This window comes from Streptomyces sp. CG4, from assembly GCF_041080655.1.
GTDB lineage: Bacteria > Actinomycetota > Actinomycetes > Streptomycetales > Streptomycetaceae > Streptomyces.
Genome location: NZ_CP163525.1, coordinates 5,908,647 through 5,928,933 on the forward strand (window position 1 = coordinate 5,908,647; position 20,287 = coordinate 5,928,933).

At 71.1% G+C, this 20,287-nt stretch carries 13 protein-coding genes; 5 read left to right on the forward strand and 8 right to left on the reverse strand.

From position 1 onward, the window contains the following. Positions 1 to 118: 118 nt before the first annotated feature. A complete protein-coding gene (locus AB5L52_RS26910; RefSeq protein WP_351025273.1) occupies positions 119 to 787 on the forward strand; it encodes an HAD family hydrolase in 669 nt (222 codons plus the stop codon). Positions 788 to 966: 179 nt separating this feature from the next. Here the strand turns inward: AB5L52_RS26910 and AB5L52_RS26915 are convergent, their stop codons facing one another. Further along, a complete protein-coding gene (locus AB5L52_RS26915; protein ID WP_351025275.1) occupies positions 967 to 1,533 on the reverse strand; it encodes a DJ-1/PfpI family protein in 567 nt (188 codons plus the stop codon). Positions 1,534 to 2,522: 989 nt separating this feature from the next. On the opposite strand from AB5L52_RS26915, the gene AB5L52_RS26920 reads away from it, so the two are divergent. The 3 genes from AB5L52_RS26920 to AB5L52_RS26930 all read left to right on the forward strand — a co-directional run bounded on the left by AB5L52_RS26920 (position 2,523) and on the right by AB5L52_RS26930 (position 9,611). Continuing rightward, the gene (locus tag AB5L52_RS26920) at positions 2,523 to 7,460 is read left to right on the forward strand and encodes an NAD-glutamate dehydrogenase (protein WP_369366699.1); all 4,938 of its coding nucleotides are present in this window, start codon (positions 2,523 to 2,525) and stop codon (positions 7,458 to 7,460) included. A 182-nt stretch (positions 7,461 to 7,642) separates the two neighbouring features. Next, positions 7,643 to 8,119, forward strand: a complete 477-nt coding sequence (locus AB5L52_RS26925; protein WP_369366701.1) for a GtrA family protein — start codon at positions 7,643 to 7,645, stop codon at positions 8,117 to 8,119. A gap of 10 nt (positions 8,120 to 8,129) precedes the next feature. Beyond that, complete coding sequence (locus tag AB5L52_RS26930) at positions 8,130 to 9,611, forward strand: hypothetical protein (RefSeq protein ID WP_369366703.1); 1,482 nt, start codon at positions 8,130 to 8,132, stop codon at positions 9,609 to 9,611. Positions 9,612 to 9,719: 108 nt separating this feature from the next. On the opposite strand, the gene AB5L52_RS26935 is transcribed toward AB5L52_RS26930, so the two are convergent. From AB5L52_RS26935 to AB5L52_RS26950, 4 genes are all read right to left on the reverse strand, one after another. Further along, entirely contained in the window at positions 9,720 to 11,399 is a 1,680-nt protein-coding gene (locus AB5L52_RS26935) for a glycosyltransferase family 2 protein (protein WP_351025283.1), read from the reverse strand. Then, complete coding sequence (locus AB5L52_RS26940) at positions 11,396 to 13,627, reverse strand: CDP-glycerol glycerophosphotransferase family protein (RefSeq protein WP_351025286.1); 2,232 nt, start codon at positions 13,625 to 13,627, stop codon at positions 11,396 to 11,398. Before AB5L52_RS26940 ends, AB5L52_RS26935 begins: the two co-directional genes overlap by 4 nt. Positions 13,628 to 13,781: 154 nt before the next feature. Beyond that, a complete protein-coding gene (locus AB5L52_RS26945; RefSeq protein WP_351563295.1) occupies positions 13,782 to 14,612 on the reverse strand; it encodes an ABC transporter ATP-binding protein in 831 nt (276 codons plus the stop codon). 64 nt (positions 14,613 to 14,676) lie between these two features. Next, positions 14,677 to 15,591: an ABC transporter permease gene (locus AB5L52_RS26950; RefSeq protein WP_369366705.1), complete on the reverse strand. Its 915-nt coding sequence runs from the start codon at positions 15,589 to 15,591 to the stop codon at positions 14,677 to 14,679. Between the two features lie 224 nt (positions 15,592 to 15,815). On the opposite strand from AB5L52_RS26950, the gene AB5L52_RS26955 reads away from it, so the two are divergent. Continuing rightward, positions 15,816 to 16,442, forward strand: a complete 627-nt coding sequence (locus AB5L52_RS26955; protein ID WP_351025292.1) for a TetR/AcrR family transcriptional regulator — start codon at positions 15,816 to 15,818, stop codon at positions 16,440 to 16,442. 69 nt (positions 16,443 to 16,511) lie between these two features. On the opposite strand, the gene AB5L52_RS26960 is transcribed toward AB5L52_RS26955, so the two are convergent. The 3 genes from AB5L52_RS26960 to AB5L52_RS26970 are packed head-to-tail and all read right to left on the reverse strand — an operon-like array spanning position 16,512 to position 20,264. Then, positions 16,512 to 17,465 (reverse strand): ADP-ribosylglycohydrolase family protein, encoded by a 954-nt coding sequence (locus AB5L52_RS26960; protein WP_369366707.1) that lies wholly within the window; start codon positions 17,463 to 17,465, stop codon positions 16,512 to 16,514. 26 nt (positions 17,466 to 17,491) lie between these two features. Beyond that, entirely contained in the window at positions 17,492 to 18,472 is a 981-nt protein-coding gene (galE, locus tag AB5L52_RS26965) for a UDP-glucose 4-epimerase GalE (protein WP_351025297.1), read from the reverse strand. 58 nt (positions 18,473 to 18,530) lie between these two features. After that, positions 18,531 to 20,264 (reverse strand): glycosyltransferase family 2 protein, encoded by a 1,734-nt coding sequence (locus AB5L52_RS26970; protein ID WP_369366709.1) that lies wholly within the window; start codon positions 20,262 to 20,264, stop codon positions 18,531 to 18,533. Positions 20,265 to 20,287 lie beyond the last annotated feature (23 nt).

A 20,287-nucleotide genomic window follows, 5' to 3' on the forward strand; every position in this document is an offset into this window, starting at 1 on the left:
GGCCCGACCCGGCCCGACCCGGCCCGACCCGGCCCGACCCGGCCCGGCCCGGCCTGGCCTGACCTGGTGAAATCGGCCGGCAGCCATCGTTGTCAGTGGGGGCGGGTACGTTTTTGGCATGGGGATGCACGAAAGCTCGCACATCGTCTGGGACTGGAACGGCACGCTGTTCCACGACACTGACGCGATCATCGGGGCGACGAATGCGGCCTTCGCCGAGCTGGGGCTCGCGCCGATCACGCTGGAGGAGTACCGGTCGCTGTACTGCGTGCCGGTGCCGAAGTTCTACGAGCGGCTGATCGGCCGCCTGCCGACCGATGCCGAGTGGGAGCTGATGGACGCGGTCTTCCACCGGCACTACGCCGAGCATCGGGGGCGGTGCGGGCTGACCGAGGGGGCGGCGGAGCTGCTCGCGGGGTGGCGGTCGGCGGGGCACAGCCAGTCGCTGCTGAGCATGTATGTGCACGAGGAACTGGTGCCGCTCGTGCGGGGGTTCGGGATAGAGCCGCACTTTCTGCGGGTCGACGGGCGTACGGGGCCGTCCGGGGGCAGCAAGTCGCAGCACATGGTGCGGCACCTGGAGGCGCTCAGCGGGGTGGTGGAGCCCGCGCGGACCGTGGTGATCGGGGATGCGGCGGATGACGCGGTCGCGGCGCGGGGGGCCGGGGCGCGGGCTGTTCTCTACACCGGGGGGTCGCACAGCCGGGCCAGCCTGGAGGAAGTGGGGGTGCCGGTGGTGGACACGCTGGCGGAAGCGGTGGAGGAGGCACAGCGAATAGCGGCATAGCCGTGGGTGCGGGGTGCGGGGTGCGGGGTGCGGGGTGCGGGGTGCCGGGTGATGGGGGGCCGCCTGTGTTGGACAGGTGCCCTGTGCTGTGGCTGGGCACTGGGGAGACACGACTGCCCCCAGCGACAGCGATACGGCTCCCCGCAGCCGCGTGGTGACGACCGCTGCCGCCCAGGCCCTCAGGTCACCGGTGCCTTCGCTCGGAGCAGTTTGAGGAACTCCCGCATCCAGGCCGGGTGGTCCGGCCAGGCGCGGGAGGAGACCAGGGTGCCGTCGACCACGGCTTCGGCGTCCTGGAAACTCGCTCCGGCCGCCTGCATGTCGGGCTCCAGCGCCGGGTACGCCGTGACGCGGCGGCCGCGCAGGCTGTCGATCGACGCGGTGAGCAGGGGGCCGTGGCAGATCTGGGCGACCGGCTTGTCGGAGTCGAAGAACGCCTTGAGGATCTTGCGGAGTTCGGGGTCGTTGCGCAGATACTCGGGGGCCCGGCCGCCGGGGATGACGAGGGCCACGTACTCGCCGGGGTCCACGTCGGAGAAGGCCAGGTCGGCGGGCCAGGTGTAGCCCGGCTTCTCGGTGTAGGTGTCATAGCCGGGTTCGAAGTCGTGGACGACGAAGCGCAGGGTCTTGCGGGAGGGGGCCGCGATGTGGACCTCGTAGCCTTCCTCGCGCAGGCGCTGGTACGGGTAGAGGACTTCCAGGGACTCCGCCGCGTCGCCGGTGACGAGCAGGATCTTCGCGGACATGTCGGCTCCTCCGGGTACTCCGAGGTGCTCCTGTACTCCTGAGCGGGACGCACTGTCCCAGGGCAACGTGCCAACACCGGGACCGCTTGCCAAGAGGGCCGTCGCGATTCCGGCCCGCCCGGGGCGCCGAGACCCCACCCGGTGCCGGGGTGCCCTGTACTCAGAGTGCGGTCACGACTCGCCCACCGCGACCGGACGCCCTCACCCGTCTGCCTCCACCAGTCCCCACCCGGCTGCCTCCGCTGGTCGCCCCACCAGAACCCACACCGCCACCCACCGGAACCCCGACCAACCCGGACCAGACCTCACGTCCAGCCCCCGGGACGTGACGCCCACCCCCGCCCCCCTGCAACTGGCGCCCACCCCCGCCACCGCGCCCGCAACTGGCACCCGGCCCTCGGGACGCCACAGCCACTCCGGCTATTCCCACACCACCGCCACCACAACTGAACCCACTCCTGAAGCGCCACATCACCCCATCGGCTCCCTCCGCCCCCTCCGAACCCCCTCCCCGCCCCCCTCCCCACCCCCACCAAATACGCCACCACCCCCCACCCCGCCCCTGTGCAGAACGTCAAACTTCGTACCCGGGTTTTGTACACATACGGCTCATGACGGGCCCCGGGTATGGAGCGATAGCCTTGTGGCGTGATCAGCGCGATATCCCGCGGGGGCGATCCTGTCCCCGCCCTGCGCCCGGGTTGCACGGAGCACCTCCGTGACCGGGCGGCAGTCGCTGATTCTTCGCGGGCGGGGCGGGGCCACAGAAGCCCCCGGGACGCCGAGGACACCCCTGGACACGGCGGCGCCGAGAGCAGCGTCACATCCGACAGGCGTGTCGAGAATGGCCGAATTCCCCCCGCGTATCTCACCTCGCGGCATAGCGTCGGAGCGGACCGGACACCCCGGGCCGTGGCGTCGAGCCGGAGGGAAAGACACCGTACTTCCTTCTACGTCACGCAATGGCGCGCGACAGGAGTCAGAGGACAATGCAGACCAAGCTGGACGAAGCCAAGGCCGAGCTGCTCGAGAGGGCTGCCCGGGTAGCTGAGAACAGCCCGGTCGGGGGGCACCTACCGACCGGGACCGCGGGCGAGGGCTCCCCGGGCACCCCGGACAGCGAGTCCGTACTCGCGTTCCTCCAGCGCTACTACCTGCACACCGCACCGGAAGACCTTGCCGACCGCGACCCGGTCGATGTCTTCGGCGCCGCGCTCTCGCACTACCGTCTGGCCGAGAACCGCCCCCAGGGCACGGCGAACGTACGGGTCCACACCCCGACCGTGGAGGAGAACGGGTGGACCTGCAGCCACTCGGTCGTGGAAGTCGTCACCGACGACATGCCCTTCCTCGTCGACTCGGTCACCAATGAGCTGACCCGGCGCGGGCGCGGCATCCATGTCGTCGTCCACCCGCAGTTCGTCGTCCGGCGCGACCTGACCGGCAAGCTGATCGAGGTCCTGCCGACCTCGTCGAGCGACGACCTGCCGCACGACGCGCACTTCGAGTCCTGGATCCACGTAGAGATCGACCGGGAGACCGACCGCGCCGATCTGAAGCAGATCACGGCCGATCTGCTGCGCGTCCTCTCCGACGTCCGCGAGGCCGTCGAGGACTGGGAGAAGATGCGGGAGGCGGCGACCCGGATCGGCACCGATCTGGCGAGCGAGCCCGTCCCGGGCGACCTGCCCCGGCCCGAGGTCGAGGAGGCCCGCGAGCTGCTGCGCTGGCTGGCCGACGACCACTTCACCTTCCTCGGCTACCGCGAGTACCAGCTGCGCGACGACGACACGCTCGCCGCCGTGCCCGGCACCGGCCTCGGCATCCTGCGCTCCGACCCGCAGCACGCCGAGGACGACCAGCACCCGGTCAGCCCCTCCTTCGAGCGGCTGACGGCCGACGCCCGCGCCAAGGCCCGCGAGCACAAGCTGCTCGTGCTGACCAAGGCCAACAGCCGGGCCACCGTGCACCGGCCGTCGTACCTGGACTACGTCGGCGTCAAGAAGTTCGACGCGGACGGGAATGTGGTGGGGGAGCGGCGGTTCCTCGGACTGTTCTCCTCCGCCGCGTACACGGAGTCCGTGCGCCGGGTGCCCGTCATCCGCCGCAAGGTCGACGAGGTGCTGCACCGCGCCGGGTTCTCGCCCAACAGCCACGACGGCCGCGACCTGCTGCAGATCATGGAGACGTACCCGCGCGACGAGCTGTTCCAGACGCCCGTCGCCGAACTGCAGTCCATCGTCACGAGCGTCCTGTACCTGCAGGAGCGGCGGCGGCTGCGGCTCTACCTGCGCCAGGACGAGTACGGGCGCTACTACTCGGCGCTCGTCTACCTCCCGCGCGACCGCTACACCACCGGTGTCCGGCTGCGGATCATCGACATCCTGAAGGAGGAGCTCGGCGGGGTCAGCGTCGACTTCACCGCCTGGAACACCGAGTCGATCCTCTCCCGGCTGCACTTCGTCGTGCGCGTCCCGCCGGGCACCGAGCTGCCCGAGCTGTCCGACGCCGACAAGGACCGTATCGAGGCCCGCCTGGTCGAGGCCGCCCGCTCCTGGGCCGACGCGTTCGCCGAGGCGCTGACCGCCGAGTGCGGCGAGGAGCGCGCGGCCGAGGTGCTGCGCCGCTACAACCACGCCTTCCCCGAGGGCTACAAGGCCGACCACACCCCGCGCGCCGCGGTCGCCGACCTGGTCCATCTGGAGCAGCTCAGCGAGGACAAGACCTTCAGCCTGAGCCTGTACGAGCCGGTGGGCGCGGGTCCCGAGGAGCGCCGGTTCAAGATCTACCAGAAGGGCGGCTCGGTCTCCCTCTCGCACGTGCTGCCGGTGCTCAGCCGGCTCGGCGTCGAGGTCACCGACGAGCGGCCGTACGAGCTGCGCTGCTCGGACCGCACCACCGCCTGGATCTACGACTTCGGTCTGCGGGTGCCGAAGGCGGCAGGCGGCGGGGAGTACCTCGGCGGCGACGCCCGCGAGCGCTTCCAGGAGGCCTTCGCCGCCACCTGGACCGGCAAGGCGGAGAACGACGGCTTCAACGCCCTGGTGCTGAGCGCCGGGCTGAGCTGGCGGCAGGCGATGGTGCTGCGCGCCTACGCCAAGTACCTGCGGCAGGCCGGTTCGACCTTCTCGCAGGACTACATGGAGGACACCCTCCGCAACAACGTCCACACCACCCGGCTGCTGGTCTCGCTGTTCGAGGCGCGGATGTCCCCGGACCGGCAGAAGGCCGGACTGGAGATCACGGACGCCCTGCTGGAGGAGCTGGACGCGGCCCTGGACCAGGTGGCCAGCCTGGACGAGGACCGGATCCTCAGGTCCTTCCTGACCGTCATCAAGGCGACGCTGCGCACGAACTTCTTCCAGGAGAAGGTCGACGGCAGGCCGCACGACTACGTCTCCATGAAGTTCGACCCGCAGGCCATCCCGGACCTCCCGGCGCCCCGCCCGGCGTACGAGATCTGGGTGTACTCGCCGCGTGTCGAGGGCGTGCACCTGCGCTTCGGCAAGGTCGCGCGCGGCGGTCTGCGCTGGTCGGACCGGCGTGAGGACTTCCGCACGGAGATCCTCGGCCTGGTCAAGGCGCAGATGGTGAAGAACACCGTCATCGTGCCGGTCGGCGCCAAGGGCGGCTTCGTCGCCAAGCAGCTGCCGGACCCGGGCAAGGACCGCGACGCGTGGCTGGCCGAGGGCATCGCCAGCTACAAGACGTTCATCTCGGCGCTGCTCGACATCACCGACAACATGGTCGCCGGCGAGGTCGTGCCGCCGCAGGACGTGGTCCGGCACGACGGGGACGACACCTACCTGGTCGTCGCCGCCGACAAGGGCACCGCGACCTTCTCCGACATCGCCAACGACGTCGCGAACATGTACAACTTCTGGCTCGGCGACGCCTTCGCCTCCGGCGGCTCGGCCGGCTACGACCACAAGGGCATGGGCATCACCGCCCGCGGTGCCTGGGAGTCCGTGAAGCGGCACTTCCGTGAGCTGGGCGTGGACACGCAGACCGAGGACTTCACGGTCGTCGGCATCGGTGACATGTCCGGTGACGTGTTCGGCAACGGCATGCTGCTCTCCGAGCACATCCGCCTGGTCGCCGCCTTCGACCACCGGCACATCTTCATCGACCCGACCCCGGATGCGGCCACCTCGTACGCCGAGCGCCGTCGGCTGTTCGAGCTGCCCCGCTCCAGCTGGGCCGACTACAACACCGAGCTGCTGTCGGCGGGCGGCGGGATCTTCCCGCGCAGCGCCAAGTCGATCCCGGTCAACGCCCACATCCGCGAGGCCCTCGGCATCGAGGGCAAGGTCGCCAAGATGACGCCGGCCGACCTGATGAAGGCGATCCTGCAGTCGCCGGTGGACCTGCTGTGGAACGGCGGCATCGGCACGTACGTGAAGGCGTCGGCGGAGTCGAACGCGGACGTCGGCGACAAGGCCAACGACGCCATCCGCGTCGACGGCAAGGACCTCAGGGTCAAGGTCGTCGGCGAGGGCGGCAACCTGGGCCTGACCCAGCTCGGCCGGATCGAGTTCGCTCTGCACGGCGGCAAGATCAACACCGACGCGATCGACAACAGCGCCGGCGTGGACACCTCCGACCACGAGGTGAACATCAAGATCCTGCTGAACGGTCTGGTCGGGGACGGCGACATGACCGTCAAGCAGCGCAACAAGCTGCTTGCCGAGATGACCGACGAGGTCGGTGCGCTGGTCCTGCGCAACAACTACGCGCAGAACACCGCCCTGGCCAACGCCCTGTTCCAAGCCAAGGACATGCTCCACGCCCAGCAGCGGTTCCTGCGCCACCTGGTGCGTGAGGGCCATCTGGACCGGGCGCTGGAGTTCCTGCCGACCGACCGTCAGATCCGCGAGCGTCTCGGCCAGGGCCAGGGCCTGACCGGCCCGGAGACCGCCGTCGTCCTGGCGTACACGAAGATCACGGTCGCCGAGGAGCTGCTGGCCACCTCCCTGCCCGACGACCCGTACCTGCGCAGCCTGCTGCACGCCTACTTCCCGACGGCGCTGCGCGAGCGGTTCGCCGAGGCGATCGACAACCACCCGCTGCGCCGCGAGATCACCATGACGGTGCTGGTCAACGACACCGTCAACACGGGCGGTACGACGTATCTGCACCGGCTGCGCGAGGAGACCGGCGCCTCCCTGGAGGAGATCGTCCGGGCCCAGACCGCGGCCCGCGCGATCTTCAGCTCGGCCCCGGTGTGGGACGCGGTGGAGGAACTGGACAACAAGGTCGACGCGGCCGTCCAGACCCGGATCCGGCTGCACTCGCGCCGGCTCGTCGAGCGCGGCACGCGCTGGCTGCTCAACAACCGGCCGCAGCCGCTGGAGCTCGCCAAGACGGTCGAGTTCTTCGCCGAGCGGGTCGAGCGGGTCTGGCAGGAGCTGCCGAAGCTGCTGCGCGGCGCGGATCTGGAGTGGTACCAGCACGTGTATGACGAGCTGTCCGCGGCCGGCGTCCCGGACGAGCTCGCCACGCGCGTGGCCGGGTTCTCCTCCGCCTTCCCGGCGCTCGACATCGTGTCGGTGGCCGACCGCATGGGCAAGGAGCCGCTCGACGTCGCCGAGATCTACTACGACCTCGCCGACCGGCTCAACATCACCCAGCTGATGGACCGCATCATCGAGCTGCCCCGCGCCGACCGCTGGCAGTCCATGGCCCGCGCCTCCATCCGCGAGGATCTGTACGCGGCGCACGCGGCGCTCACCGCGGACGTCTTCGCGGCCGGCAACGGCACCTCCACTCCGGAGCAGCGCTTCACGTCCTGGGAGCAGAAGAACGCGCCCATCCTGAGCCGGGCGCGCGCCACCCTGGAGGAGATCCGCGGCTCGGAGACGTTCGACCTCGCCAACCTCTCGGTGGCGATGCGCACGATGCGGACGCTGCTGCGCACGCACTCGTAGCCGTGCGACGCTGCGGCCGTAGCGGTACGACCGTGCGGCCGCAGCCGTACCGACCGTGAGAACGCCCCGGGCCGACGGGAAAACGGCCCGGGGCGTTCCGCTTCTTGCCGACCCCTCGTACGAAACGATCATTGAATTTACCGTTTCCTGTTAATCGGCAGGATTCGGATAGGGTCGGCGCTGTGACTGTTGACCTCATCGAGCCCCGCCCGGCAGCACCCCCCGCGCCGGCTCCGGCCAGACCCGTCACACGCGTCGCGCTGGAGGTCGTGAAGTTCGGGATCGTCGGGGGCAGCGGTGTCGTCGTCAATTTCCTGGTCTTCAACCTGCTGCTGCGCGGTCTGGGCTGGCAGGCGATGACGGCGAACGTCCTGGCCAGCTGTGTCGCGATGGGGACCAATTACCTGGGCTTCCGTTTTTTCACCTATCGTGACCGGACCTCGCGCACCCGTAGCCAGATCATCCTGTTCTTCGTCTTCAGCGGCCTCGGTGTCGTCATGGAAACCGGCCTCTTCTGGGTGGGGTACCACGGTCTCGGCCTGCACAGTGTGCTGGAATCGAACGTGGTGAAGGCGGCGTCGGTCGTGCTCGCCTCCACCTTCCGTTTTCTCGTCTACCGCACGTGGGTGTTTCAGCAGGATGCGCATCGCACCGTCTGACACCGAGCCGGTGAACCGCACACAGCCGCAGGACGGCGCCGCGCGGGCCGGCCGGGTACTGCCCCAGGTGGCCGCCGCGCTCGTCGTGGTGCTGCTGCTCCTGGTGATCGTCCGTCTGCCGTGGGCGGGCGACCTCGGCATGCACGCCGCCACCATCCAGCGGCTGAGCCACCACCTGTTCCATCCCGGCAACCCGCTGGTCGACGCGGACACGCCGAGCCCCTACTACTCGCCGTGGATGCTGGTACTGGGCCTGGTCGCCAAGGTGACCGGCCTGTCGGTGTTCGTGGTGCTGCGGCTCGGCGCGCTCGTCGCGCTGTCCCTGCTGGTCACCGGGGTCTGGCGGTACGTCCGCACCCTGAGCGCGCACCGCGCGGCACCGGCGCTGGCCCTGCTGAGCCTGCTCTTCCTCTGGGGCCCGGTGCTGTTCAACTGGTCCGGCTTCCTGGGCCTGAACTCACTGGCGCTGACGGTGTCGTACCCCAGCGCCCTCGCGCTCGGCCTCACCTTCCACTTCTGGGCCTGGCTCACCCGGGCGCTGCGCGAGGAGAGCGCGTGGGGAAGGTGGCTGTGGCTCGGTGCGCTCTGGGCGCTGATCCTGCTGTGCCACCAGTTCACGGGTGTCGTGGCGTCGCTGGGGGCACTGGCCCTGGTGATCGCGGCGCGGCCGGCGCGAGCGGTGCTGCTGCGCCTGGCCGCGGCCCTGGCCCTCGGCATGGCCCTGCTGTGGCTGTGGCCGTACTACGACTTCTTCTCGCTCTTCTCCGCCGGCGCGGATCTGGAGGCCATCCACCGGCCGCTGTACGGGCATCTGGCCGCGCGGTTCGGGCTGGTGCTGCTCGGGGTGGCGGCGCTGGTGCTCCGCTTCCGGCGCGACCGCTGGGACCCCCTGGCCCTGTTCTTCGTCCTCGGGACGCTGATGTTCGCCGCGGGCGGGCTGACCGGCCACTACTCCTGGGGCCGTGCCATGCCGGCCGCGCTGATCCCGGCGCAGCTGGCCGCCGCGCTGGAGGCCGTGGCGGCCGGGCGGCGGGCCGTGCGCGTGGGGTGGGCGTGTGTGCTGGGCGCCGCGCTGGCTGTCGGGGCGTGGACGCAGGCCGGGACGCTCGGGTACGTCACCGGGAAGGGTGCGCTGCCGTCCGTGGTGGCGGCGAAGTACCAGGAGCCCTGGGTGGGGTATCACTGGATCACGCCGTGGGTGAAGTACGGGGATGTGGTGATGGCCCGGACGTTTCCCGCGCGGCAGATTCCCGCGTACGGGGCGTACACGGTGGCGCCCGGCTACCCGGACGTGTTCCTTCCGGACGCCGGGCGCAGGGACGCGGCGGTCACGCGGTACTTCGCGGCGGGGACGCCTGCGGCCGAGCGCGCGGGGATCCTGCGGAAGTACGGCGTGCGCTGGGTCGTGGGGCCGAGCAGCCTGGCCGGCCCGGGTCTCAAGAAGGTGACCGCCGGTCCGGACGACCAGATCCTGTACCGAGTCGTGCACTGAGCCGGGAGGGGCCGGGGGCGCCCACCAGCGTCTGCCGGATGCCACTGCGAAGGGCCCGTGGTCACCCACGGGCCCTTCGCACATGCCGCTTCGCAACGCGGTGGCGTTCTACCTGAGCACGCTGGACAGCAGCTTCGCCGCCTTGCGGACCTTCGGGCGGGCCACCCGCTGGACCACCGGACGGATCACGCGGGCCGTGACGCCCACCGGGCGCCAGCGCAACTGCAGGCGGCCGGGGTTGCGGCTCTCCGGTTCGATGGTCAGCTCGTGCGGGGCCACGCCGGAGCGGTACTCGATGCGGGCCGTGAGCGTGGGGAAGGACAGCGGGGCCAGCAGAAGGCCGGAGTTGGACAGGCCCTGCTGCTGGAGCCGGATCAGGGGGTGCCGTACGCCCGCGAAACCCTGGAGGGGGAGCGGGGCCTCGGTCAGGTCCAGGCGGACCTCGCCCTCGAAGAGACCGGGACGGATCGGGTTCAGGCGGAAGGGCACCGTCATCCGGCGGTTGCCGGGGGACAGGAGCAGGCTGGCACGCTGCGGGCCGACCGGCAGGCGCAGGCCCGGGTCGTAGGTGCGGATCGCCAGGGTGAGCGAGGCACCGGGACCGGGCGTCAGCTCCGTGATCTCGTGGCGGAACTGCGCGCTCGGGAACGGACGCGTGTCCAACTCCAGGTCCGATACGTTCAGTTCGCCGCGGGCGCGCTCGGTGGACGGCACGCTGTCGCCCCAGTACGGCACTCCGGACGCGTCGGCCGTGACCTGCCGCGGCGCCACCCCGTGCCCGAGCCCGCGCGCCGCGAGCCGGAGATCCTCCAGCCGGCCGTCCCGCAGCAGCTCCAGGACCACCCGCTCCGCACGGGGCAGGCGGGAGTACGCGCCGGGGGACAGGGTGTCCAGGTAGGGGTTCATGATGTCCGCGAACGCCTGCAGCCATTCCTCGTCGCGGTAGGGCAGGTCGCCGGCGTACATCCGGAAGTCGTGCTTGAGGAACTTGTAGTCCTTGTCCTCGCGCAGCCCCGCGTGTCCGCTCTCCACCAGGAAGTCGTCGATCATGCGCTGGACGTTGACCCGGTCCTGCACGTTCTGGACCTTGTGCCGCTGGTTGGAGATGGACGCCGAGGCGGCGGCCGCGAACGGGTCGATGTACCACATGTACACCGGATCCGGGATGATCGTGAACGCCTTCGCGAGGCAGTACGCCTGCGCCGAGAAGAGCTGGTCCTCGTAGTGGATGCCCTCCGGGAAACGGAGTTCGTGCCGGTCCAGGAAGGCGCGGGTGTACATCTTGCTCGTCGACAGGTGCTCGAAGAGCAGCCGCGGGTCCGCCTCGATGCCCTCGACCGTGCGGCGCTCGGCCACCAGGTGCGGCATCCACGTCGTACGGCGGCCGTTGTCCACCCGTACCCGTCGTACCGCGCCCATGGTGAAGTCGACGTCGCGCTCGCGGTGCGCGGCGAGCAGCAACTCGACCGCGTTCGGCGGGAGTTCGTCGTCGCTGTCGAGGAACATCAGATACGGCGCGCGGGCGATGTCGATGGCCCGGTTGCGCGGGGCGCTGCAGCCGCCGCTGTTCTCCGGGAGACGGAGATAGCGGACGCGGTCGTCCTGCGCCTCCAGCCGACGCGCCACCGTCGGCGTGTCGTCCGTGGAGTGGTCGTCACTGATGATGATCTCGATGTTCGCGTGCGTCTGCGCGCGCAGCGACTCCACGGCACGGGGCAGGCGCTCCGCGTCGTTGAAGACGATGACCGTGACCGTGACGTCAGGGATCGTCGAGGTCGTGGTCGTCATGCCGAGGCCTCCTCGGGGGTCGGGGCGGGGGTGCGTTCCTCGAGCGGGAGCACCGGGGGCAGGGATTCCTCCGGCTCGCCCAGGAACACCCGTCGTACGACCCGTTCGGCGGCGCGTCCGTCGTCGTACTCGCAGAACCGGCGCCGGAAGGCGGCTCGTGCCTTGGCCGCGCTGTCGTTGCGCCAGGCGCCGGAGACGAAGATCTCCGTCAGCTCCTCCTGGGTGCGCGCGACCTGGCCGGGATGTTCGGCCATCAGGTCGAAGTAGACGCCCCGGGTGGTCCGGTAGGTCTCCCAGTCGTCGGCGTAGATGACGATCGGGCGGTCGAGGTTGGCGTAGTCGAACATGATCGACGAGTAGTCCGTGACCAGCGCGTCGGCGGCCAGGCACAGCTCCTCGACGGGGTCGTAGGAGGAGACGTCGATGATCCGGCCGGAGCGGCGCAGCCCGGTCAGCGGGGAGGCCGCGCCGCCGTAGAAGTAGTGGGCGCGGACCAGCAGGACCGTGTTCTCGCCGAGCCGGTCGGCGAGTTCGGCCAGGTCCAGGCGCGGGGTGAAGCCGGCCTCGTAGTCGCGGTGGGTCGGGGCGTACAGGACGGCCGTCTTGCCGCGCGGGATGCCGAGGCGTTCGCGGGCCGCGCGGACGTCGTCGGCCGTGGCCGAGTAGAAGACGTCGTTACGCGGGTAGCCGTAGTCCAGCGAGGTGTAGCGGGCCGGGTAGGCGCGCTCCCACATGCGGGTGGAGTGGCCGTTGGCGCTGACGCTGTAGTCCCACTTGTCGATGCGGCCCAGCAGGGCGTCGAAGTCCAGGCCCTTGGCGGCGGCCGGGTGCTCCATCTGGTCCAGGCCCATGCGCTTGAGCGGGGTGCCGTGGTGGGTCTGGAGGTGGATCGCGTCGGGGCGCTTGGCCACCGCGTTGGGGAAGTTGACGTTGTTGACGAGGTACTTGGCGGTGGCCAGGGTCTCCCAGTAGCGGCGGGTGCCGGGGATCACATGGTCGGTGCCGGGCGGCAGCAGGGCCTCGTTGCTCTTCGACACCACCCACACCGGGTGGATGTGCGGGGCGAGTTCGCGGAGCTTGGCGGCGATCGCGGCCGGGTTGCAGGCCACTCCGCGCTCCCAGTAGGCGGCGAACACGGCCAGGTTGGGGTTGACCGGGCGGCTCAGGGCGCGGTGGTACTGCTGGTCGCGGAGCTTGGCGCCGACCTGCTTCTTACGCGTCCGTACGGCCTTCTTGGCGGCGCGACGGGTGCGGTTGGCGGCCTGGAACGCGCGGTACTTGGTGTACGCGCCCTCCTCCAGCAGGGCGTGCCGTACGCCCTCCACGCCCGCCGGGCGCTCGTGGCGTTCGGGGCGCCAGCGGACCGCGGCGAGGGAGGCCCGGCGGAAGAACTCGCGGGCCACCGCGTCCGGCAGGTTCTCGCCGGCAAAGGTGCGCACGAGGTCGCGCATCATCAGGTCGTACACCACCACGCGGGCGGCGCGGCGGTCCTTGGCGAGCGCGAGCAGTGACTCGTAGCGCTCGATCAGCGCGAAGCGGTCCTCGGGGGCGCGCGGCGGCAGGCTCTCGGGGCGCAGCTCGCGGTGCTCGTACGCCACCTGGTTCAGGCAGGCGACACGGCCGGCGCGCAGCAGCGCCGCCTGGGCGGCGTACGGCTCGTCGTCGGTGGTGAGCCGCTCCTCGTGCGCGCGCCAGAAGTCGGTGCGCACGGCGCGGTTGCCGAGCAGCGGGGTGAGGCGCAGCAGGTCGGCGGAGTCGTCCAGGGGCAGGCCCTCGCGGCCGACGGCGGCGAGGAGGCGGCCGTCGCGGGAGGGCTTGGCTGCGGTCTGCCAGGTGGTGGCGACGTGGTCGAGGAGGAGGACGTCCACGGCGGCGCCCGTGGCCCCCGGGGTGCCCTCGGCGTCCGCGGCGTCGAGTTCGGCGGTGCGCTCGACGATCAGCCGGGGGGTGCCGGCCGGAAGGCTGTCCTTGGCGTGCACGAAGTGCAGCCAGCGGCCGGTCGCGCGGGCGGCGCCGGCGGCTCGGGCCGCCGCGTCACCGGTGCCGTCCGGCAGCGGTACGACGATCGTCTCGGGGGCGTGGCCCGCGGCGGCTTCCCGCGCCCAGTCGCCGACCGCCGCGACGATCACCTCGGCGTCGGAGAGCGGGTGGGCCTCCAGGGAATCCAGCAGCTCTGTCAGATGCCCCTGTGCGTTCGGTCCGTAGACGATGACGCTGAGTTGGGGCATTGCAGGGGACTCCTTTTGGTTCGGCAAAGCGGAAAGACTCTTCATAACATACTGTCACGCAGCGGGTGAAAGGGATGACCGCCCGTGCGGTAGAGAAGAGGGCTCTAGATGGTAGACGCGGTTCCGTGGTCCGGGGTTTCTCGCCCGGTAACGTTTAGGCCGCCTTCTTGTTGCCGGCCTTCTTGTTGTCGCCGGAGAAGGCCTCGTACTCCTTCATGACGTCCTCGGTCGGGCCGTCCATGCGCAGCTCGCCGCGCTCCAGCCAGATGGTCCGCTCGCAGGTGTCGCGGATCGACTTGTTGTTGTGGCTGACCAGGAAGACCGTGCCCGCCTTCTCGCGCAGCTCGCGGATCCGTTCCTCCGAGCGCATCTGGAACCGGCGGTCGCCGGTGGCCAGGGCCTCGTCGATCAGCAGGACGTCGTGGTCCTTGGCGGCGGCGATGGAGAAGCGCAGCCGGGCGGCCATACCGGAGGAGTACGTCCGCATCGGCAGGGTGATGAAGTCGCCCTTCTCGTTGATCCCGGAGAAGTCGACGATGTCCTGGTAGCGCTCCCTGACCTGCTCGCGGGACATGCCCATGGCGAGGCCGCCGAGGTAGACGTTGCGCTCGCCGGTGAGGTCGTTCATCAGGGCCGCGTTGACGCCGAGCAGGGAGGGCTGGCCGTGGGTGTAGATGTGGCCGTTCTCCACCGGCAGCAGGCCGGCGACGGCCTTGAGCAGGGTCGACTTGCCGGAGCCGTTGGTGCCGATGAGGCCGATCGCCTCGCCCTTGTAGGCGATGAACGACACGTTCTTCACCGCGTGCACCCGGCGCACGCCCGCCGCCTGTTCGGCCTGCTTGCGGCGCAGGATGCGGTTGAGGGCGGCGGTCGCGGAGCCGCGGCCGGAGCCGGTGCCGTTGACCCGGTAGACGATGTCGACGCCGTCGCAGACGACGGTGGGGATCTTCTCGGCGTCGGCGAGGCGCTCGCGCCGCTCGCGCATCACACGCTCGTCAGGGGTCTCCTCGGCGGTCTCGTCGAGGATCTCGGGGGTCTCGGGAGTCTGCTCAGCCACGGCCGTACCTCTCCTCTGCCTTCCAGAAGTAGATGAAGCCGCCGACACCGACGACCAGGGCCCAGCCGACGGCGAGCGACCACACGTGCGGGGGCAGCTGCTTGGCATGGAAGCTCGCGATCAGCGCGTACCGCATGAGGTCGATGTAGACCGCGGCCGGGTTGGTCTCCAGCAGGATCGTGACGATCTGCGGCAGGTGGTCCTTCTTGGTGAGCTGGCCGATGCTCCACATCACGCCGGACACGTACATCCAGGTGCGCAGCACGAACGGCATCAGCTGGGCGATGTCCGGGGTCTTGGCACCCATGCGCGCCATGATCATCGCCATGCCCGCGTTGAACAGGAACTGGAGGACCAGCGCGGGGAACACCAGCAGCCAGGAGAGGGAGATCGGCACGCTCAGGCTGAGCAGGATGACGACCAGCGCGGCCATCGAGAACAGCAGTTGCTGCAGCTGCTGGATGCAGAAGGAGATCGGCAGGGCGGCGCGCGGGAAGTGCAGGGCGCGCACCAGGCCGAGGTTGCCGGAGATCGCCCGGGTGCCGACCTGGATCGAACTCTGGGTGAACGTCCACACGAACACGCCCGTGACCAGGAACGGGATGTAGTCCGGGACGCCCTTCTTGGTGCCCATCAGCACACCGAAGATGAAGTAGTAGACCGCCGCGTTCAGCAGCGGGGTCATGACCTGCCAGATCTGGCCGAGTTTCGCCTCGCTGTACTGGGCGGTGAGCTTGGCGGTGGCGAAGGCGGTGATGAAGTGACGCCGGGCCCACAGCTGGCGGACGTACTCGGGCAGGGTGGGGCGCGCGCCGCTGACCGTCAGGCCGTGCCGGGCGGCCAGCGCCGCGAGATCGTCGTCTGCCGGAGCCCGGGTGGGGGGCGGTGTGTCGAGGACCTGGCTCACATCCGCTGCTTTCGCTCGGGGGGAGGGGGTGCCGCGCCCCGGCCGCAGCAGCCGGGGTGCGCCTGCGGTCCGAAGTCCGGCGTTTCCTCCGCTTCGCGCGTTTCCTTACGCTTCTCTTCACGTTCTCTTACGCCGGGACGGGACCGTATCGTCGCAACGGTGAGAGTAGAACCAATCGACGTCGGAACGCAACCGTATCGTCGTTACGGCCTATGCTGTACGTCATGACGACGAACGCCGACGAGTCGCCGACGCCCCAGCGCCGCCGGACCCCCGCGGGGGCCGCCGTACTCCGGGAAGATGTGACCGAAGCCATTCGCGGCGCGGTCTTCGAGGAACTCGCGGCGGTCGGCTACGCCCGGATGTCCATCGAGGGCATCGCGCGGCGGGCGGGGGTCGGCAAGACCGCGGTGTACCGCCGCTGGCGCTCGAAACTGCACCTCGTCCTGGACGTCGTCTCGGCGATGGCGGTGCTCGGCCTGCCGGTCCCCGACACGGGCTCCCTGGAGGGCGACCTGCGCCTGCTCTACGAGGTCACGTCCCGCGCCCTGCGCCATCCGGTCGCCTCGCAGATCATCCCCGACCTGCAGGCGGAGGCCGCCCGCAATCCCGACATCGCCGACGCCTTCCAGAAGGCCCTGCGGGACGGTCAGGAGGGCGTGGCCAGCAAGATCGTGGCGGCGGCGGAGGCGCGGGGCGAGGTCCGTCCGGGCGTCGACCCCGACCTCGCCCTCGACCTGATCTCGGGCCCCCTGTACTGGCGCGCGGTGGTGATCCGCTCCCCGAAGCTGCCCAAGGGCTACCTGGAGAACCTCGCCCGGGCCGCGGCGGGGGCGCTCAAGGCGCTGTGAGGGCGTGGCCGGGGAGGGGCCGCGGGAGCGACCACCGGGGAGGGGCCGCGGGGGGCGACCGGCCTCCGGCTACCCGCGGCCGGGACTGTCGAGAAGCCTCTCGGCGAGTTCCCGCAGGTCCTGCGCACCCAGCACACGTTCGCCGAACCCCGGCAGCGGCACATGCAACGGTTCGAGCCAGCGCAGCGGTACCGCCTCGGCCCCGTACACCGCCCCCGCCAGCGCCCCCGTGACCGCCGCCACCGTGTCCGTGTCGCCGCCGAGGTCGACGGCGGCGCGGACCGCCTCCTCGTAGGACCCCGTCGTACGCAGCGCCCACACCGCTGAGCCCAGACACGGCCACACCGCGCCGTTGAACTCGGTCGCCTGGTCGGGGTGCCAGGCGGGGGACAGGACCGCCTCGTAACGCCCGCGGTGGTCGGGGTGGAGGGCGGTCAGGGTCGCCGGTACGGCGGTGAGCGGGTCGGCCCCGGTCAGGGCCACGCGGATCAGCTCGTGCAACGCCGCCGTGCCCTCCCACGCGGCCGGGTCGCCGTGGGTGAGGGCGGACAGCCGGCGGGCGGCGGTCATCGTGGCGGCGCGGCCGCGGTGGGCGAAGTGCACCGCGGAGGGGGCCGCCCGCATCAACGCGCCGTTGCCGGCGGCCCGTTGGCTGACCTGGAAGTGGCGCGCGGCGGCCGTGTCCCAGGGGGCGCCGCCGCTCAGGACCGCCTCCGTCTGGAGGCCGATGTCCTTCGGGCCGGACGCCGCCCAGCGCTGGAAGCGGCGGAAGACGTCCGGCAGGTCCAGCCCGCCGCGCTCCAGCAGAGACTCGGCGGTCAGGACCGCCATCTGCGTGTCGTCGGTCGCCTCGCCCGGATCCCAGCCGCCGCCCCCGCACATCTCCCCGCCGTGTCCCGGATACGGGAAGCGGGCGGAGAGAGCGCCCTCGGGGCCGAACTCGAAGGGCGCCCCGAGGGCGTCACCGACGGCGGAACCGAGCACGGCGCCGACGGCGCGTTCGATGCGGGAGGGACCGGTCATCCGGGGAGCCTACGACTCCGGGGTGCCTACGAGCGGGCCGCCTCCGGGTGGTGGCGGAGCCAGCCCTCCCAGGCCGAGGTGATCATGTCCTGGACGTCGTACTTGGCCTGCCAGCCCAGTTCGGTGGCGATGCGGTCGGCCGAGGCGACGACGCGCGCGGGGTCGCCGGGGCGGCGCGGGGTGACGGTCGGCGCGCGGTCGTAGCCGGTGACCGCGTTGATGCGGTCGATCATCTCGCGCACGGAGACGCCCTCGCCGCGGCCGATGTTGAGGGTCAGGTCGGTACCGGGGGAGGAGGCCAGCGCGCGGGCGACGGTGACATGGGCCTCGGCCAGGTCGACCACGTGGATGTAGTCGCGCACACAGGTGCCGTCCGGCGTCGGGTAGTCGTCGCCGAAGATGCGCGGCGGCGCGCCCTCGGTGAGCTTCTCGAAGACCATCGGGATCAGGTTGAACACACCCGTGTCGGCCAGTTCCGGGCTCGCCGCGCCGGCCACGTTGAAGTAGCGCAGCGACGCGGTCGACAGCCCGGTCGCCTTGCCCGTCGCGCGGGCCAGCCATTCGCCGGCCAGCTTCGTCTCGCCGTAGGGGGACATCGGGACGCAGGGGGTCTCCTCCGTCACCAGGTCGACGTCCGGCATGCCGTAGACCGCCGCCGAGGAGGAGAAGAGGAAGGACGGGACCTCGGCCGCCGTGACCGCTTCCAGCAGGACCCGCAGGCCCTCCACGTTCTCCCGGTAGTAGTGCAGCGGGCGCTCCACCGACTCGCCCACCTGCTTCTTCGCCGCCAGGTGCACGACCCCGCTGATCTCGTGCTCGGCGAGCGTGCGGGCCACCCGGTCCGCGTCCAGGACGGAGCCCCGCACGAGCGGGACCTCCGCCGGTACGCGCTCGGCGACGCCCGTGGACAGGTCGTCGTAGACGACCGTGCGTTCGCCCGCCTCGGTCATCGCCCGTACGACGTGTGCCCCGATGTATCCGGCACCGCCGGTGATCAGCCAGGTCATGGTGCGGCCCGTCTCTCCTCGTCAGTCGGTCCCCGTGCGTCAGTGAAGCGGGGCTCTCTCAGTGAAGCAACCGGCGGAGCCGGCTGCGTGCCACCTGTACCACCCCGCGCACGCCGGACGCCACACGGACGGCGAGCGCACCGGAGTGCGTGGCGTACGGCTGCACCAGCAGCACACCGTGCCGGGCGCTCGGGACGGCGCTCCGGCGCAGCCGCCCGGCGCCCGTCAGGGCGTGCGCCGTGACCTCCCGCTCCGCGCCGTCCGCGAAGCGCACGGTCAGCCGCAGGTCCCAGGTGCCCGCGCCGAGCGCGCCCAGGCCGACGGGCAGCTCGGCCGACCAGCTGTCCGCGCCGGTCTCCGGGCCCGTCTTCGTGCCTGTCTCCGTGCCTGTCTCCGTGCCGGAGGGCGTGAGCGGGACCGTCGTGCGCCCGCGGACGCGTTCGTCGTCCCGGCACTGCCACGCCACGTCCACCTCGCGCGGGTCCGCCTCGGCCACCCTGCCGTACAGCTCGTGCAGCCGCAGCAGCAGGCGCGAGGCACGCGCGCGTGGCTGCAGTTCCGCGTCGAAGGCGAGCGGGAGCTCGGCGATCGGCCGGGTCAGGTACGGCGCGAGGGTGATCTGGGGGAGGTCTTCGGCCCAGACGGGGACGCCGTCGGGGGTGCGGGCGTACGGCGGCAGGAGGCGCGCCGGGCGCGCGGCCAGTTCCCGCATGCGGGGCAGGTCGCGGGGCTCGGGCGACTCCAGGACGACCCGCCCGAGCAGCCGGCCCGGGGCGCTCGGGTTCAGCTCCCAGTCGGCGGCGTCGTAGCGCGCGAGGAACTCACGGGTGTGCTCCCACCACGCGCGCCGGTAGTCCGCGTCGCGCAACCCCAGCTCGCGCGTGTACATCCGCACCTCGTGGTCGAGGAACTTGGCCCGCACCGCGCGCGCCAGCTCCTTCTGCCCGGCGCCCAGCAGGGTGTCGTACGCCAGCGTGCACGCCGCGACGCGCGCCTTCCAGTTGTCGATGCGATCCCGGTCCAGCGAGAGCGACAACTGCTCGGCCGACCTGCGTACATGCCACAGATACACGCGGTCCGGTACGAGTGCCATGCGCGGCGCGGCGGCCAGCACGCGCGCGGTGAAGACGATGTCCTCGTAGAGGAAGCGGCCGTCGGGGAAGCGGATGCCGTGCTCGCGCAGGAAGTCGGTGCGGTACAGCTTGTTGACGCACAGCGTGTCGTGGACCAGGCGCGGGCGCTGGGCGGGACGCGCGAGGACGGTGTGCGCCGTGTAGAGGGGCTCCTGCCAGGGCTGTTCGCGCCCCGAGGGCAGCTCCCGGCGTACGCACAGCCCGCTCGTGACCTCGGCGTGCGCCCCTGTGGCCGCGGCCAGCAGCGCGTCCACCGCGCTGGGCGGCAGCACGTCGTCGCTGTCCAGGAACATCACGTACGGAGTCGTCAGCGCGTCGATCCCGTTGTTGCGCGGGCTGCCGCAGCCGCCGCTGTTCACATCCCGGCGCACCACCCGCAGCCGGGGCTCGTCGGCGGCCAGCCGGTCCAGCAGGTCGGCGCTGTCGTCCGTGGAGCAGTCGTCCACGGCGATGACCTCGGCGACCGCCGGCCCCTGGGCCAGCGCCGAACGCACGGCGTCGCCCACATGAGCGCGGTCGTTGTAGCCGATGACGACGACGCCGACCTGCGCCGCGCGCGGCGCATCGGCGGCGCCCGCCGTGTCGGGGCTCGACTCGGCGGTACCTGCTGTATCGGGGGTGTCGGTTGTGTCCGGTGTGTCGGACGGGTCTGGTCGCATCGGGTCCACGGGCCGGGAGCGTA

Bases quoted from the DNA above. Each gene is read 5' to 3' on its own strand.
- AB5L52_RS26910 (WP_351025273.1), top strand. From the start codon at position 119: ATGGGGATGCACGAAAGCTCGCACATCGTCTGGGACTGGAACGGCACG.
- AB5L52_RS26915 (WP_351025275.1), bottom strand. From the start codon at position 1,533: ATGTCCGCGAAGATCCTGCTCGTCACCGGCGACGCGGCGGAGTCCCTG.
- AB5L52_RS26920 (WP_369366699.1), top strand. From the start codon at position 2,523: ATGCAGACCAAGCTGGACGAAGCCAAGGCCGAGCTGCTCGAGAGGGCT.
- AB5L52_RS26935 (WP_351025283.1), bottom strand. From the start codon at position 11,399: ATGACGACCACGACCTCGACGATCCCTGACGTCACGGTCACGGTCATC.
- AB5L52_RS26940 (WP_351025286.1), bottom strand. From the start codon at position 13,627: ATGCCCCAACTCAGCGTCATCGTCTACGGACCGAACGCACAGGGGCAT.
- AB5L52_RS26945 (WP_351563295.1), bottom strand. From the start codon at position 14,612: ATGCGCGAGCGGCGCGAGCGCCTCGCCGACGCCGAGAAGATCCCCACC.
- AB5L52_RS26955 (WP_351025292.1), top strand. From the start codon at position 15,816: ATGACGACGAACGCCGACGAGTCGCCGACGCCCCAGCGCCGCCGGACC.
- AB5L52_RS26960 (WP_369366707.1), bottom strand. From the start codon at position 17,465: ATGACCGGTCCCTCCCGCATCGAACGCGCCGTCGGCGCCGTGCTCGGT.
- galE (WP_351025297.1), bottom strand. From the start codon at position 18,472: ATGACCTGGCTGATCACCGGCGGTGCCGGATACATCGGGGCACACGTC.
- AB5L52_RS26970 (WP_369366709.1), bottom strand. From the start codon at position 20,264: ATGCGACCAGACCCGTCCGACACACCGGACACAACCGACACCCCCGAT.